Origin of the sequence: Clostridioides sp. ZZV15-6598, assembly GCF_020657705.1 — a bacterium.
Classification (GTDB): Bacteria; Bacillota; Clostridia; order Peptostreptococcales; family Peptostreptococcaceae; genus Clostridioides; species Clostridioides difficile_F.
This window is the reverse complement of sequence record NZ_JAGWCS010000093.1, coordinates 1-15,626: the sequence shown is the minus strand read 5'-3', so window position 1 is coordinate 15,626 and position 15,626 is coordinate 1. Positions and strand designations below refer to the sequence as shown.

The 15,626-nt window shown below is 27.0% G+C and carries 12 protein-coding genes; 9 read left to right on the top strand and 3 right to left on the bottom strand.

Features of this window, described 5'->3' with window-relative positions; translation table 11 throughout:
• Nucleotides 1-196: 196 nt before the first annotated feature.
• The 3 genes from KGF50_RS22585 to KGF50_RS15415 all read left to right on the top strand — a co-directional run bounded on the left by KGF50_RS22585 (nucleotide 197) and on the right by KGF50_RS15415 (nucleotide 4,816).
• Nucleotides 197-1,762 carry a PTS sugar transporter subunit IIA gene (locus KGF50_RS22585; RefSeq protein WP_227848888.1) on the top strand — a complete coding sequence of 522 codons (1,566 nt, stop codon included), beginning with the start codon at nucleotides 197-199 and terminating at the stop codon, nucleotides 1,760-1,762.
• Between the two features lie 174 nt (nucleotides 1,763-1,936).
• Nucleotides 1,937-2,854, top strand: a complete 918-nt coding sequence (gene pfkB, locus KGF50_RS15420) for a 1-phosphofructokinase (protein WP_227848887.1) — start codon at nucleotides 1,937-1,939, stop codon at nucleotides 2,852-2,854.
• A gap of 39 nt (nucleotides 2,855-2,893) precedes the next feature.
• Nucleotides 2,894-4,816, top strand: a complete 1,923-nt coding sequence (locus tag KGF50_RS15415; protein WP_227848886.1) for a PTS fructose transporter subunit IIABC — start codon at nucleotides 2,894-2,896, stop codon at nucleotides 4,814-4,816.
• A gap of 169 nt (nucleotides 4,817-4,985) precedes the next feature.
• Here the strand turns inward: KGF50_RS15415 and KGF50_RS15410 are convergent, their stop codons facing one another.
• On the bottom strand, nucleotides 4,986-5,795 hold the full coding sequence (locus KGF50_RS15410) for a nucleotidyltransferase domain-containing protein (RefSeq protein WP_227848885.1): 810 nt from the start codon (nucleotides 5,793-5,795) through the stop codon (nucleotides 4,986-4,988).
• 412 nt (nucleotides 5,796-6,207) lie between these two features.
• On the opposite strand from KGF50_RS15410, the gene KGF50_RS15405 reads away from it, so the two are divergent.
• Together KGF50_RS15405 and KGF50_RS15400 are read left to right on the top strand one after the other, a co-directional pair.
• Nucleotides 6,208-7,029, top strand: a complete 822-nt coding sequence (locus KGF50_RS15405) for a transporter substrate-binding domain-containing protein (protein ID WP_227848884.1) — start codon at nucleotides 6,208-6,210, stop codon at nucleotides 7,027-7,029.
• A gap of 13 nt (nucleotides 7,030-7,042) precedes the next feature.
• On the top strand, nucleotides 7,043-7,711 hold the full coding sequence (locus KGF50_RS15400; protein ID WP_227848883.1) for an amino acid ABC transporter permease: 669 nt from the start codon (nucleotides 7,043-7,045) through the stop codon (nucleotides 7,709-7,711).
• 487 nt (nucleotides 7,712-8,198) lie between these two features.
• Here the strand turns inward: KGF50_RS15400 and KGF50_RS15395 are convergent, their stop codons facing one another.
• Both KGF50_RS15395 and KGF50_RS15390 read right to left on the bottom strand, forming a co-directional pair.
• Complete coding sequence (locus tag KGF50_RS15395) at nucleotides 8,199-8,498, bottom strand: hypothetical protein (protein WP_227848882.1); 300 nt, start codon at nucleotides 8,496-8,498, stop codon at nucleotides 8,199-8,201.
• Nucleotides 8,499-8,734: 236 nt separating this feature from the next.
• Nucleotides 8,735-10,129, bottom strand: a complete 1,395-nt coding sequence (locus KGF50_RS15390; RefSeq protein ID WP_227848881.1) for a metallophosphoesterase — start codon at nucleotides 10,127-10,129, stop codon at nucleotides 8,735-8,737.
• A gap of 286 nt (nucleotides 10,130-10,415) precedes the next feature.
• Between KGF50_RS15390 and KGF50_RS15385 the strand changes: the two genes are divergently transcribed.
• The 4 genes from KGF50_RS15385 (at nucleotide 10,416) to KGF50_RS15370 (ending at nucleotide 15,420) form a co-directional block, all read left to right on the top strand.
• Complete coding sequence (locus KGF50_RS15385) at nucleotides 10,416-11,942, top strand: FAD-dependent oxidoreductase (RefSeq protein WP_227848880.1); 1,527 nt, start codon at nucleotides 10,416-10,418, stop codon at nucleotides 11,940-11,942.
• Between the two features lie 25 nt (nucleotides 11,943-11,967).
• Entirely contained in the window at nucleotides 11,968-12,525 is a 558-nt protein-coding gene (locus KGF50_RS15380; RefSeq protein WP_227848879.1) for a hypothetical protein, read from the top strand.
• Between the two features lie 496 nt (nucleotides 12,526-13,021).
• Nucleotides 13,022-14,167, top strand: a complete 1,146-nt coding sequence (locus KGF50_RS15375) for a hypothetical protein (protein WP_227848878.1) — start codon at nucleotides 13,022-13,024, stop codon at nucleotides 14,165-14,167.
• Between the two features lie 110 nt (nucleotides 14,168-14,277).
• Entirely contained in the window at nucleotides 14,278-15,420 is a 1,143-nt protein-coding gene (locus KGF50_RS15370; protein ID WP_227848877.1) for a peptidylprolyl isomerase, read from the top strand.
• Nucleotides 15,421-15,626: the final 206 nt, after the last annotated feature.

The following is a 15,626-nucleotide window of genomic DNA, read 5'->3' as shown; positions in this document are numbered from 1 at the left end:
TCACGATAGAGATATAAATGCAAGTATAAATATACTAAAAGAAGGATTAAGACTAATAACAGTTTAAAATAGATAACATATGTAAGAACCGTAGGAACTACGGGGATAGCCTGTGGAGAATTGGTAAGACATATTTTAGTATGCGAAATTCTATGAAGCAGGAACCCTGTGACTTTAGTCATGGGAGGTTCAGGAAGTGAATTTAAATAGTAACCTTTATGATGATGTAGATAGGGTGGAATATATAATCAGAAAAATACTAACTTTAAGCAATGAAGAAAAAAATACTATAAGGCTTGAAGATTTAGCAGATTCTATGTATGTAAGTGTTTCAACAGTAAAAAATGACTTAAAAGAAGTAAAGAGGATACTGGATAAGTATTCAATTTCTGTTAAATCTAAGCACAAACAAGGTATATGTATTTCTGAAAATGAAGATAAGATACTAAATTGTATAATTGATTTAAGTAATAAGAGAGACAATCAACTCAGTCTAAATGATTTTTTAAATGACGATATAAAAGAAAAAAAGTTAATAATAAAAAAAATACTATTAGATGTATTAAATGAAAATGGATTAGTACTAACTGATATAGAATTTAAGAATGTATTAAATAATATATTAGTTATTTTGAGCAGGCATAAGTATGATGAAAAAGAATTTATAAAGGAATATGTAGAAACTTATAGCGACAAGAGAAGTTCAATATTAGAAAGTGAACAGAACAAAGAGATTATAATAAATTCAATAAGAACGTTTTGTAAGAATTTAAAGCTAGCTACATCAATAGATATAAGTCATGATGATATATTTGAAGAATATTTATATAAGCATATCAGTAGCTTGTGTAAGAAAATAAAGTTAGGCATGAATCAATCGCCTATAATAGCACAAGATATTAAAATAAAATATCCATTTGCTTTTGAATTAGCTAATATAGCTAAAAAAACAATAGAACAAGATTTAAAAATAGAAATCAACGAAGATGAAGTTGCAAATATAGCTCTACATATAGGAGGTGCTATTGAGAGGGCGTCCTATAATAATAAAGATAAGGTTTTCAAAGCGATAATAGTTTGTACATCAGGTATAGGTACATCAATGTTAATAAAAGCTAAATTAGAGAATATATTTAGAGAAAAGCTAGAAATATTAAAAGTTATTCCTTCATATCTAGTTGAATATGTAAAAGTTATAGATGTTGATTTTGTAATATCTACTGTACCTATTGAAATAGGTGATATACCAGTAATAAACATATCTCCAATGTTGAGTGAAAAGGAAATTAAATTAATTGAAAAATATATAGAAACAGGAAATATATATTTGGATTTAGATATAAAAAACTTATTTGATAGTGCATTGTTTTTTACTGATTTAGATTTCAAATATAAAGAAGAAGTTATAGATTTTATGGCAAGTGAACTTGTACAAAAAGGTTATATAGATGATGATATGAAAAACTCTTACTTTGAGAGAGAAAAAATAGCAACAACAGAAATAGGCAACATGGTATCTATACCACATGGAGCTATTGGAAAGGTTTTTGATAATAAAATAGCAATTGGAATACTAAAAAAACCAATTGCTTGGGAAATATCAGATGTGCGTTTAATAATAATGTTGGCACTTGATAAAGATAAAATATTAGATTATGAAGTTATATTTTCAAACATATACAAAAGAGTGGACTCCATAGCAAAAGTTATAAGCATATGTGAAAATAGCAATTTCGAAAAATTTGTAAACATGTTTAAATAGAGATATATAGAACATGGTGTTGTATATACATATGCAAATTTGGATAATATAAAACTAAATAAGATAAAAACGATAAATTTCTCTTTTAATTAAGAGAAATTTTTTGACTTTCAGGGATATTAATATGGAGTTAAGATATAAACATAAGATAAATAAATAAAAAGAGGTGGCAAAATGATTTATACAGTAACATTAAATCCATCAATAGATTATATAGTTAAATTAGATGAATTAAATACAGGAAGCACAAATCGTGTAAATGAAGAATACGTTTATCCAGGAGGAAAAGGTATAAATGTGTCTTGTATACTTAAAGAACTTGGACATGATAATACATCATTAGGTTTTATAAGTGGTTTTACTGGCGAATATATAGTAAATACATTGGAGGAAAAAAAATTAAAGACAGACTTTATAAAATTGAAAAACGGTTTTTCAAGAATAAATGTAAAAATAAAAGTGTTAGAGGAAACCGAAATTAATGGACAAGGACCCAATATAAGTGATGAATACATCAACCTATTATATAAAAAACTTGATAAATTAAATCAAGATGATATTTTAATATTGGCAGGTAGTATACCATCTACTTTAGATGAAAAATTATATGAAAATATAATGTCTAGACTAGAAGAAAAGAATATAAAAATTGTTGTAGATGCGACAAAAAATCTTCTTCTTAATGTTTTAAAATATAAGCCTTTCCTAATTAAACCTAATAATGATGAATTAGAAGAAATGTTTGATGTCAAATTAGATTCAAATGAAGATATAGTAAAATATGCTAGAAAGTTAAAAGAAATGGGAGCTGTAAACGTTTTAGTATCAATGGGTAAAGATGGAGCACTACTAATTACTGAAGATAATGAGGTATTTATAAGTGATGTACCGAAAGGAACTGTAAAAAATTCTGCAGGAGCAGGAGACTCTATGGTAGCAGGATTTATATCTGGATATTTAAGTACTGGTGAATATGATTATGCTCTTAAATTAGGTGCAGCTTCAGGGAGTGCAACTGCTTTTTCATATGATTTAGCTGAAAGAAAATATATTGATAAATTAGTAAACGAAATATCTGTTAAAAGATTTTAAAAATAACCTAAAAAATATATAGAGAGGAAATGAGAACTTATGAAAATTATAGATTTATTAGATGAAAAATCAATTAAATTAAATTTAAAGTCAAAAAATAAACCAGAAGTAATAGAAGAACTAGTTGATTTAGTTGCAAATAGTGGTAATTTAAATGATAAAGAAAATTATAAAAAGGCAATTTTAGCCCGTGAAGAGATGAGTACAACAGGAATTGGAGAAGGTGTAGCTATTCCTCATGCTAAGACTACAGCAGTTACTAAAGCTTGTATAGCAGCAGCTGTATCAAAAGAAGGTATAGATTATGAATCTTTTGATGGAAGTTTGTCAAATTTATTTTTTATGATAGCAGCACCAGATGGAGCTAATAATACACATCTTGAAGTATTATCCAGATTATCTACAATACTCATGGATGAAGATTTTAGAAATAAGCTTATAAATTCAAGTTCAGCAAGAGAGTTCAAAGAAATAATAGATAAAAAAGAAAGAGAAAAATTCAGTGATGAATATCAGGATGAAGAAATTAGTAAAGAGGATGTTGTAAATAATAAAGATAAAAATATTAGTAAATATCCTCAAGTTTTAGCAGTAACAGCGTGCCCAACAGGAATAGCACATACATTTATGGCAGCTGAGAGCTTAAATAAAATGGCTGAAAGTAAAGGTATCTCTATAAAAGTAGAAACTAATGGTTCAGCAGGAGTGAAGAATAGACTTACAAGAGAAGAGATAGAAAATGCTACATGTATAATAGTAGCAGCAGATAAAAATGTTGAAATGGCTAGATTTGATGGGAAAAAAGTTATAAAAACTAAAGTTGCTGATGGTATACACAAAGCAGAAGAACTTGTAGATAAAGCTGTAAATGGAGATGCTCCAATTTATCATGGTGTAGGAGAAGGAAGTCACAACGAATCAGGTGAAGAAAGCGAAAGTGGATTTAGAAAAGTATATAAGCATTTAATGAATGGTGTATCTAATATGTTGCCATTTGTTATTGGTGGAGGTATACTTATAGCTTTAGCATTCTTACTTGATGATTACTCCATTGACCCTTCACATTTTGGTTCAAATACACCGATAGCAGCATTTTTTAAGGGAATTGGAGATAAAGCATTTGGATTTATGTTACCTGTACTTGCAGGTTATATAGCATACTCTATATCTGATAGACCTGCATTTGTTGTAGGTTTTGTGGGAGGAGCTCTTGCAGGAGATGGCGGTTCAGGTTTTCTAGGAGCACTACTTGCAGGTTTTATAGCAGGATATTTAGTAGAAGGACTTAAGAAAATATTTAATGTATTACCAAGTTCATTAGAGGGAATAAAACCAGTATTATTATATCCTTTATTTGGAACTCTTTTGATGGGTGTTATAATGACATTTCTAGTAATACCTCCAGTTACAGCAATTAATGATGCTATGGTTGGATTCTTAAATAGTTTAGGTGGAACTTCAAAAATAGTTTTAGGATTAGTTTTAGGTGGAATGATGGCTGTAGATATGGGTGGACCTGTAAATAAAGCAGCTTATGTATTTGGTGTAGCATCACTTGAATCAGGTCAATTTGAAATAATGGCAGCAGTAATGGCTGGTGGTATGGTTCCACCGCTTGCTATAGCTCTTGCAACTACATTCTTCAAAAATAGATTTACAAAAGAAGAAAGAGAGTCTGGTAAAGTTAACTATGTAATGGGGTTATCATTTGTAACAGAGGGAGCAATACCTTTTGCAGCTGGAGACCCACTTCATGTTATACCAGCTTGTGTTGGAGGTTCAGCAGTAGCAGGAGCGCTTAGTATGTTATTTAATGCAGCTCTTCGTGCACCTCATGGAGGCGTATTTGTTATACCAGTAGTTACTCATCCTCTTGGATATATAGTGGCTATAATTGTAGGTGCTATAGTTGGAATGATGCTTTTAGCACTACTTAAAAAACCATTGAATCAAAGAGCATAATAATTAAAAGCTGTTTAATAACTAAAAATATGATTTTTTATAAAATTTAATATATTACTGAATTATCGTAAGAGAAGTGTCTATATAAAAAAGTGAGTCAGATCTGATATACAGAGTTTACTCACTTTTTTTATAAATATATTACTTAAAATATTACAATCAATAAAGATTAAAATTTGTCTGATAGTTTTAGTTTTATTATTAAATTATCTAGATATTCTAAAGAAGACTTTTCTGCTTCAGTACGTTTTATGAATTTATCTGTTAAAAAGTACTCTCTTAAGTCTAAGTATATTTTTATTATTATCTTTAGTGATTTAATGCAACTTTCACTATTGTATGTTGGTACAGTTTCTATCAATAATGGTAGATTATCTACAGCATCAGTCTCTAGTTTTCTTACACCTCGAGGTAATTTTCCATTTTTCATTAACAATAAGGGACCTATAACTGTCTGCCTTAAAAATGATATAGATTCTATGGTTTCAAAAATTTCTCCACGTCCAATTTTTCTTGATATGTAATAAATCCAAATCCAAAACCTATCTTCAATCCATTGTAAATCAGGAAGAGGAAACTTTGCTTCAGACAATTTAAAAGTATTCGATATACAATTATTTCGTTCCCATAAAATAGTAGGATTTTCAACTCTACATGTTAAATCATCTAATGTAATAAATTTTAAATCAACCTGTAATAAGTCTGGACCATATAAACATATAATAAGTCCTAGTTCTCCAATATGCTCTCCAGTAAATGATGATAATAATGTACCTAATTTTGCAGCGATTTTAAATCTATCATCAATTATATCTTTGAAATATTTATTGTCTATAGCTATTATAAGGTCGACATCAGAGTATTCATCCATATCATTAGTAATATATGAACCTCCTATGGCTACACCTAAGATTCTTAAATCTTCCCTAAAGATTTTTAATGAATTAGTTATAAATTCTTCATGAATTTTTCGTATCAAATCAATCAACTCCTTTTTAATAGGTAAAATAATATATTTATATATTGAGTTAGAATATCATATATCAAGCTATATAGCAAGGATTTACACATCACATAATTTACTTAATTTTATTTATATATAAATTTAAATAATTTGATGCATTTATATTTTTGATGTCATAAATAAAAGTCATGAATAAATACACACATTTATAAAAATTAAAACTTTTAATCAAGCTACCAATTATTAATGTAAATTTAAATAAAACTTTAATAAAGAAGGATAATTCAAGAATAAATAAATTGTAAAATACATAGAAAAAACGAATATTGATGTCGAATGATATAGAAAAAAGCTATGAAAAACCTTTTCAAATGTATGATATTATGTTTTAGTAAGTATAAAATACAAAAAAGAGGGAGTGTTATTTTTGAAATTAAAAAGTAAAAAGGTATTTTCATTATTATTAACATTAGTTTTAGGAACAACTATGTTAGTTGGTTGCTCAAGTAAAGAAAGTGAAGCTCCAAAGGAAGATACTCCTACAAAAGATAAGGGAACTTTAAATGTTGGTGTATCAGTAGAATATGCACCATGGTGTTATAAAGAAAATGATGAAAATAAAGGTTTTGAAATTGATGTATGGAAAGAAATATCAAAAAGAACAGGTTATAAGGTAGAATTTAAAACTGCTAAATTTAGTGGACTTATGGGTATGTTAGATGCTGGCAAAGTTGATACAGTAGCACACCAAATGTCAACTACTCCTGAAAGGGTAGAAAAATATGATTTTTCAGATACTTACGCTTATAGTAAATATAAATTTATAGTACCAGAAGATAGTACTATAAGTAAAATAGAAGATATAAAAGGGAAAAAAATAGGTTGTGTTTTAGGTGGTAATGGAGAAAAAACTATAAGAGATTTAAATGAAAAACATAATTTAGGTCTTGATATAGTTACATATGATGGAGTACCTATGGAAAAAGATGTAGAAAATGGAAGGATTGACCTTGCATGGCTTTCAGAAGTTAAAGCTAAAACAACTATAGAACAAGGTAAACTTAAATTAAAAGTTGCAGATGTAGATACTGAGGTATATGAAGTAAATCAATATCCATTTAGAAAAGAAGAAAAAAGTAAAGCCATTATAGCAGATGTTAACAAAGCTATAAAAGTAATGCATGAAGATGGAACATTTACAAAATTATCTGAGAAGTGGTTTGGATTAGATACAACTAAAGAAAATTAATTGGAGGTTAAGAATGCAAGTATTTGATTTTGGCTTTGCAGCAGGAATATTTCCATTAATATTAAAATATTTGACAGTGACATTTAAAATGTCTTTATTATCTTTGGTATTGGGAATTGTTGTAGCTTTATTTATAGCATTAATTGTAGATGCTAAAGTTCCTATTTTAAAAACAATTGCAAGAATATATATATCTTTTTTTAGAGGTACTCCTCTTGCTGCTCAACTTTTCTTTATATACTTTGGATTGATACAATTGGTACCAGAACTTAAGGCATTGGAGTCATTCTCAGCAGCAGTAATAGTGATTGGATTAAATTCTTCTGCATATTTTGCAGAGAGTTTAAGAGGAGCTATAACATCTGTAGATAAGGGTCAAATAGAAGCAAGCTTAGCATTTGGAATGACGTATGTACAGACAATGAAAAGGATTGTTTTGCCACAAGCTATAAGGGTTGCAATTCCTCCTTTTACAAATACTTTTGCAGATATTATAAAAGGAACTTCCCTTGCTTTTACTATTGGAGTTACAGAAATTATGGCAGTTGCTCAATCAGAAGCAGCAGCAAGTTATAAGTATTTAGAAGCTTTTACTTGTGTAATAGTTGTATATTGGATTGTAAATCTTATATTAGGATTTGTTCAAACGAAGCTTGAAGATAGACTTAGTAGGGCGTATTAAAATTAATTTAAATGAACTATTTTATCTAGAAATGATAGATAGCAACCAGTATTAATAAATATTAAAAGGGATAATTTTAGATATATTTAAATGAAATTATTATAAAATAACTGACTGACATTTAACTGACCAAATTTATTTTTCTTAGATTTGACTGATATTTAACTGACAGTCAGTTTTTATTATTTAAAAAGAAATTTACTTAAACTATAGAGTACTTCATTGTCAAATTTTTCAATTATATGAGAATATATATTTATACTTGTTTGTATATCTGTATGATTTAGTCTTTCTGAAATGAATTTCATAAAAGCACAACTAGTAAAAGTAGACTTACATTTGTATGTATCAAATCACGTATTCTAATTTTTCTAAAATTATTTTTCCCTAGAAAATAAAAAATTTAAAATTGTAATTCCTATTTGAGGAAATAAGAAAGTATTTAATGAAATAGATATTAGCTATAGAGTATTATATTTGTAATACTCTATAGCTTTATCACTAAATCATAATCTAGCTTTTTACTTGAAAAACTTTCAATTAGCCTTGACTTATCTTTTGTGTCTTTTAGGATATAGTTGTTTAGCCAATAAACAATAGCATCCCCTCTATAGTTTAATCCAATTTTTACACCATTTTCGTACTCCCAAAAAGTGTGCTCATCTTCTGTATTATCAATCCAATTGTAAAATTCATCTTTAATTTTATATTTTTTAAAATTAATTTCACTGGGAACATATATATAATCAGAATGATAATTTCCACCAAAGCTTATTTTTAGAACCATAATTAAAAGCTCCTTTTTCTTAGTTATACATCATGTTTCATAAATTTTACACTAATAGTATAATACTTTCAATTATTATGCTTTACAAGTCAATTGATGTTAAAAAAAGTAATTATTATAAGAAAAAATTGAAAGATATGTTTATTATGAGATTATAATATCTAAGAAGCTGTAGAAATAAAACTCATCTTTTAATTAATATTTTAGTATTCAATCTTAAATCAAGGAATAAAACTCTACTCTATGTGTTCTAAATCAATATCGTATTTTCCTTCACCTTTTATAACTTTGAATTTATCATTTTTATTAGGATAAATAGTCACAACATTGTTTTTATACTCTGATTCATCACACTTTATATTAAATGGCATAAGCTCTGATTCTCCATATAGATAAGTAACAGGTTTATTATTGTTCATAACAACAATTTGTAGCATATCTCTATCTTTTGGAGAAGATATATTTCTCCATTTATATCCTACAGCTTTATATATATCATTTGCTGATGTTCCAGGCTTAAAGATAAATATTTTATCCCATTCAGGTGGCATTACTTTTGCCAGTCTTATTTCAGTGTTGTTTTCACTAGCTTTCATAAGTGAAGAAGCAAATTGTCCGAATTTCTCATCTTCTTCATTTTTCTCAAATTTAACTAACTCACTGGATTTGTCTACTACACTCCATTTATCTTTATTTTTTTCTAATTTAAAGTTAATTTTAGAAATACATTCTCCATGCTTTCCTGGTTCAGTAACTATAACCTTTTCTCCCAATGTGTTTTTATAATCGTGTTGCTCAATTTGAACATGATTATGTCCTGCAACTATTGCATCAATACCATCAACTTGTTGAGCTAAATCCTGTATTCTATTTCCTGGATTTTTAGGTTTCTTAGGCTTTTCACCTGTGTGTGCAACAGCTACTATTATATCTGGACTTTCTTTTTCCATGATTTTCACCCATTTTTTAGCATCTTTTACTAAATCATTCATATATAGCTCACCATTATAACCTTCTTGGTCTTTTAGCTCTAAAGATTTAGAGTCCACAAGTTCTCCATTTTCATTTCGTTGCTTTCTTTCACCAACTTCTTTTATAGTAAGTCCTAGAATTCCTAGCTTTACATTTCCTTTTGGTGTATCAACATTTTTTATTATGTATGGTTTTGTGTAGCTATCACCATTTTTCTTATAAGTATTAGCTGATAATACATCTATTTTTTGTTTTTCAAAATCAGATATCATATTATCTAAATGATATTTATTAAGGGATATAAATTCATGATTACCAAGAACTACAGCATCATAACCTACTTCTTTCATGTCCTTTGAAATAGGAGTTTCAATAGAGCTTTCAGTTTTATTGTTGTTATCTTTAAGCATAGCATTAGTATAATCATCCATGCTACTCCCTAAAGCTACTCCACTGTCAAAGAAGTCTCCAGCATCTACTAAAGTTATATTTTTCTCTTTTTCTCTTTGTTCCCTTACATAAGAAGTCAACTCATAAGGTATGTTACCATGTAAATCGGTAGTGGCTAATACATTTATTTCTGTTGTATGTTTTGAAGTGCACCCAGACATTAGCAATATAAATAAACAAGTAATGCCTATAATTATTTTGTTTTTCATAAATCCTCCATTTTATTTTTCTGAATATTTGTTTTAGTGTCATTAACTACATAATCCTCCTATAATATAAATGGTAATATATTACTATATAAAAATCAACTATATATTTCATAGACATATAAATTGATAGATATAAAAATAAAATAGATACATAAATTAGATAAGCATAACTTTAATTTAAATAATTATTTAATTTGTTTTTTGTATTATTTTTTATATTATTTATAATAAATAAACTCTATGATGGAAAAACTATTATTATTTAACATGTAAAGGAGTATTTAAAATGAATGAATCGTATTGGGTTATAAATTCAAGTCCAAAAGAATATAAAAATTTAGGTGAAAATATAAAAGTAGAATGTCTAGTAGTAGGTGGAGGAATAATTGGCTTAACAACAGCATATCTATTAGCAAAAGAAGGGAAAAAAGTAGCACTTGTTGAAGCTGATAAAATAGGATATGGAACTTCAGGAAGAAATACTGGTAAAGTTACTTGTCAACATGATATAGTATATTCTAAAATAGAGAAAAAATATGGATTAGATAAAGCTAAATCATATTATAATGCAAATAATGAAGCTTTAAAATTGATTGAGAAAATAATCAGTGAAAATAATATAAAATGTGATTTTCAAAGGATTCCATCTTTTGTTTTTACAGAGAAGGAAGAATCTATAAAGGATATCAAAGACGAATATCGTACATGTAAAAAAATAGGTATAGATTGCGAATATCATGAAACTATAAAGGATATTCCATTAGATGTAAAAGGAGCTATTCATTTTTCTAATCAAGGTCAATTTAATCCAAAGCAATATGTTGATGGTTTGGCAGAAGTAGCAGTAAATTTAGGTCTAGAAATATATGAAAATACGCCAATAGTAGACCTAGAAAAAGGAGCTATATGTAGAGTTAAGACTAGCGATAATAATATAATAGAAGCTGAAAATGTTATAATTTCATCTCACAGTCCATGGTATGATGGATTGAATTTTTATTTTGCAAAGGAATATGCCGAACGTGCCTATTTAATGGTTGCAGTCCTACAAAATGAATTGCCAGAGGGTATATTTATAAGTATAGATGACCCAGCAATAACTTTTAGACAATGTAATGATGAAAATAACAGCTTATTAATCTTTGGAGGAGGAGACCACAAAGTTGGTCAAGGTGGAACTGAAGAAGAAATATTTGATGATTTAGAGCGTTATGGTAAAGAAGTCTTTAAGGTAGAAGATTTTAAGTATAAATGGTCTGCTCAAGACAATATGAGTTTTGATAATGTTCCTTATATAGGTTATATCAATAAAAGGGAGAATAATATCTATGTAGCTACAGGCTTTTCTAAATGGGGAATGACTAATGGAACTGCTGCAGGAATAATAATAAAAGATTTAATAATAAATAAAGCTTCTGACTATAAAGACACTTTCAATCCGTCGAGATTAGGTAGTTATTTCTCGAAGGATTTTATAAAGGAAAATGCAAATGTAGCAATGAATTATGTCACTGGAAAATTAAAAATAGGTAGTGGAGACATGCCAAAAAGTAATGGTGAAGGAAAAATCGTTAACATTGATGGAAAAAGATATGGTGTTTATAAAGATGATAGAGGAGATTTTTATATTGTAGATACCACATGTACTCATTTAGGATGTGAGCTCAATTTTAATAGTGAAGAAAAAACATGGGATTGTCCATGTCATGGTTCAAGATTTGACTATAAGGGAAACATACTTGAAGGTCCAGCACTTAAGCCATTAAAACTTTATGGTCATGGTGATAATGATGTTAATCCTAAGTTATTATAGAATGTTTTGGAAAGGTAAATTATTTATGAATAAACTTTTAAAGCCAATAACCATTTTACTTTATATAGTATATGTTTTATGTGCCATATTTTTTGCTACAAATAGAGCTTTTGGAAGTGTAGGTTTAGTAGCAATCAGTTTAATTGGTACTTTTATACTTAGTATTTTAAATAGGCAAAATAAAAGACTTTTGAGCAATGAATTATATATTGTACTTGCATTATTTATAATGTTTTCATCATTATTAGGGACTTGTTTTAATTTTTATGACATAAATTATTATGATGATTTTTTACATCTATGGTCGGGTATAATATCATGTATTGTAGCATTTTCTACAATTAAATATTTTTATATACAAAAAGATATAAGCAAGATGAGTAAAATATTTTTAGTTATATTTGTATTTATGTTTAGTATGGGCGTGGCTAGTTTGTGGGAAATAGGTGAATTTCTAATGGATACTTTTATTGGGACTACTACACAAGCTGGGGGATTAGAAGATACTATGATTGATATGGTAGATGCTTTAATAGGTACAATTATAACTATTCCTTTTATAATAAAAAAATCAAATGCATAGTTTAAAATTAATTGTAATGGATTTAATTTTAGTCAAATGAAGTTTTAAGAACTTATATGACAAATTAAATCCATTTTTTTGTATGTATAAGTTTACATTTTTTATGAAATTAAATTCATAGATACAAAGTATTTTGATCCATTTTACTATTCATAATTCATAATAGCTAGTATTGTCAGGTTTGTGTTAACACAATGTTGTTACTTGATAAAATACATTATGAATTTCATACTTAATAGTATTGAGAGGTAAAAAATTTAAAAAAGATAATATTTTATAAAAACATGATATAATTACTATGTTTTTAGATGATAAAAAAGTTGTATATAAGTTTTATAATTATAGAGGGAGATAAATTCTTAATAAGTAATTAAAAATAAAGGAGAAAAATATAACTTTTATATTTGTAAAAAAATAAAAATTAAGGAATTGCTAAAAATAATAATATTTTATGTGATAATATAAATAGTAGATAAAGTATTAGGAGGAACATTGAGTGTTAAAAAAGTGGTTTGGTATTATGAAAAAGAGACAAAAAGTTGAGGAAGCAAAAGAAGAAGGTGAAATAATATTAAAAAATGAAAAAATTTTGTATGAAGAAAATTTAATTGATAAAGAAAAAAAGGTATTATGCTGTAAAGAGGAAGCTGTAATTAAAGAAAATGAGTCTTTAAACCAAGAAGAACATTTGTCTGATAAAGAAGAATTAATAGTTAATAATGATGATACAACCTTAAATAAAGTAGAAATAATAATTGATAATACAGAAATAGCAGAGAAAAGTATAAATAGTGAAGAAATATTAATTAATAAAAATACTATAGAATTAGATAAAAAAGAAGTATTTATTACTGAGGAATCTATCAACTTAAATAAAAAAGAAATACTGCTTGAAAGTAAAAAAACAGATTCTAAAGAATTTGAAGAAATTGACCAAAGTGAAAATAATATTCTAGCAACAGACATTATTGAAGTTGAAGAAAAACAAATAAGTGATACAAATGAATACTTGACAGAAGAAGATTTAAATTACATAAAAGAAATAAAAATAAGAAGAGGAAGAAGTATAAAAGCAATAAACTTATACACTAAAGAAGAGAAGACTTTTGATACTCATATTCAATGCAGTAAAAATCTTAAGGTACCACTTGGATACATAAGAGAAAATTTAAAATATGGATATATGGATTACTTTGGAGAAGCTATAAATTATTTAAGTAAAGTGTTAAATGTAGAAGAATACTGTAAAAATGAATGGAGCTATCTAGAAAATAGTAAATCTCCATCTGAGATATTTAATATTCTTAATGACAAAATATTTAGTACAAGACTTTCTGATAAAAAGAGAAATGAAATTTTAACTAATGATAAGATTGAAACAATAAAAATGAATTATAAGTTTGAATGTATTGATGAAGAATACGATGAATATTTTAAAAAATATAAGTCTATAATCAAAAGAGGTGGAAAGAAAAAGATTGAATTGGTAAATAAAAAAGGCGAAGTATTAGAGATATTTAAATCTTTAGAAGAATGTTCTATTTATTTGCAAAAAGAAAAAAATGAAGTTATACAAATGTTAAAGTATGGAGATACAAAAATAGGAAGAAATTTCATAAGATATAGCTTAAGAAATATTTAATTTCATTTTAAATTCATGAGAGTTTCATTTCTGATTCACACATTTAATATTATTTTAATGTAAAATAATAAAAGTGAAGTATTGTACAATTAAAATTAAGGAGGATATTAATGTCTGAAGAAAAAAATTCAAAAGAGAATACATTGAATGAAGTTAAAAATTCAGAAAATGTAAGTTCTAAACAAGATGATGTGTCAGGTGAAAAAAATACTGATAACAAAGTCAAGAAAAGAGAAATAAAATTAAGTAGTAAAAAGCTTAAAGCAATTGTAGCAATTGTTGCAGTAGGTGCAATTTGCTTGGGTGGAGGCTATGTGTCTGGGAAAGAAGCTGGAAGAAAATTACCAGCTACTTCAAAGCGTTATAATAGTAATGAAGTAGTAGCTACTATTGGGGATAAAAAAATTACAGGGGAAATGTTAAGAAAAAGAATGGAGCCATTATTTTATTTAAATGCAAAAAATACTATGAGTGATGATGAAATACGTTCATATGAATCAAATATGATTGAGACTATGATTACATCAGATATATTATCCTCAGAAGCAGCAAAAGAAAAAATAAGTATAACTGATGACGAATTAAATGCTCAATATGATAATCTAATGTCTAGCATAGAATCTGCAATGGGAATGACAAAAGAAGAATTTTTAAAGCAGTTTGATTTGACTGAGAAATATATAAAAGACGATATGAAAAAAGAACTAATAGCATCAAAATACTTAAATGAAGCATCAAAAGTAACAGATAAAGATGCACAAAGTTATTATGATAAAAACAAGAGCAATTATTTACAAGTTAGAGCTTCACATATTTTAATAAAAACTGTTGATGATAAAGGTAAGCAAGTCAGTGATAGTAAAAAAGCTGAACTTAAAAAACAAGCAGAAGAAATACTTAAAAAAGCTGAAGCTGGAGAAGATTTTGCTACTCTAGCTAAAAAGTATTCTGAAGATAGTAGTGCAGAATCAGGTGGAGATTTAGGATTCTTTGGGAAAGGTCAAATGGTAGAATCTTTTGAAAAAGCTGCGTTTGCTTTGAAAAAAGGAGAAATATCTAGTAAGCTTGTAGAAAGTGATTATGGATATCATATAATTAAGAAAACAGATGAAAAATATCAACCATTTGAAGAAGTAAAATCAGATTTAGTAAGTACTTTAACATCAGAAAAGCAAAACTTACTTATAAATGATTTAAAGGAAAAATACAATGTAAAACTTACAGATAAATATCAAATGAAAGCAAAGCAATAGACTAAGTCAATATATTAATAAAGAAGAAAATATTAATATATATATCTAAAAGCTGTTTTTGTTCTTAAATAGAGAACTTAAACAGCTTTTATTATTTTGTCATAAAATTAATTTGCTCAAAAATGAAATCATAAAAAATTAACATGCATAAATTAATGATAAAAATATATTTTGAATTTAAATTATTTAATTGAAAATCTCTATAA

Excerpts from the sequence above, each read along its gene's own strand:
- KGF50_RS15395 (WP_227848882.1), bottom strand. The coding sequence starts at position 8,498 with ATGGTTCTAAAAATAAGCTTTGGTGGAAATTATCATTCTGATTATATA.
- KGF50_RS15390 (WP_227848881.1), bottom strand. The coding sequence starts at position 10,129 with ATGAAAAACAAAATAATTATAGGCATTACTTGTTTATTTATATTGCTA.
- KGF50_RS15380 (WP_227848879.1), top strand. The coding sequence starts at position 11,968 with ATGAATAAACTTTTAAAGCCAATAACCATTTTACTTTATATAGTATAT.
- KGF50_RS15370 (WP_227848877.1), top strand. The coding sequence starts at position 14,278 with ATGTCTGAAGAAAAAAATTCAAAAGAGAATACATTGAATGAAGTTAAA.
- KGF50_RS15415 (WP_227848886.1), top strand. The coding sequence starts at position 2,894 with ATGAAAATTATAGATTTATTAGATGAAAAATCAATTAAATTAAATTTA.
- KGF50_RS15400 (WP_227848883.1), top strand. The coding sequence starts at position 7,043 with ATGCAAGTATTTGATTTTGGCTTTGCAGCAGGAATATTTCCATTAATA.
- pfkB (WP_227848887.1), top strand. The coding sequence starts at position 1,937 with ATGATTTATACAGTAACATTAAATCCATCAATAGATTATATAGTTAAA.
- KGF50_RS15385 (WP_227848880.1), top strand. The coding sequence starts at position 10,416 with ATGAATGAATCGTATTGGGTTATAAATTCAAGTCCAAAAGAATATAAA.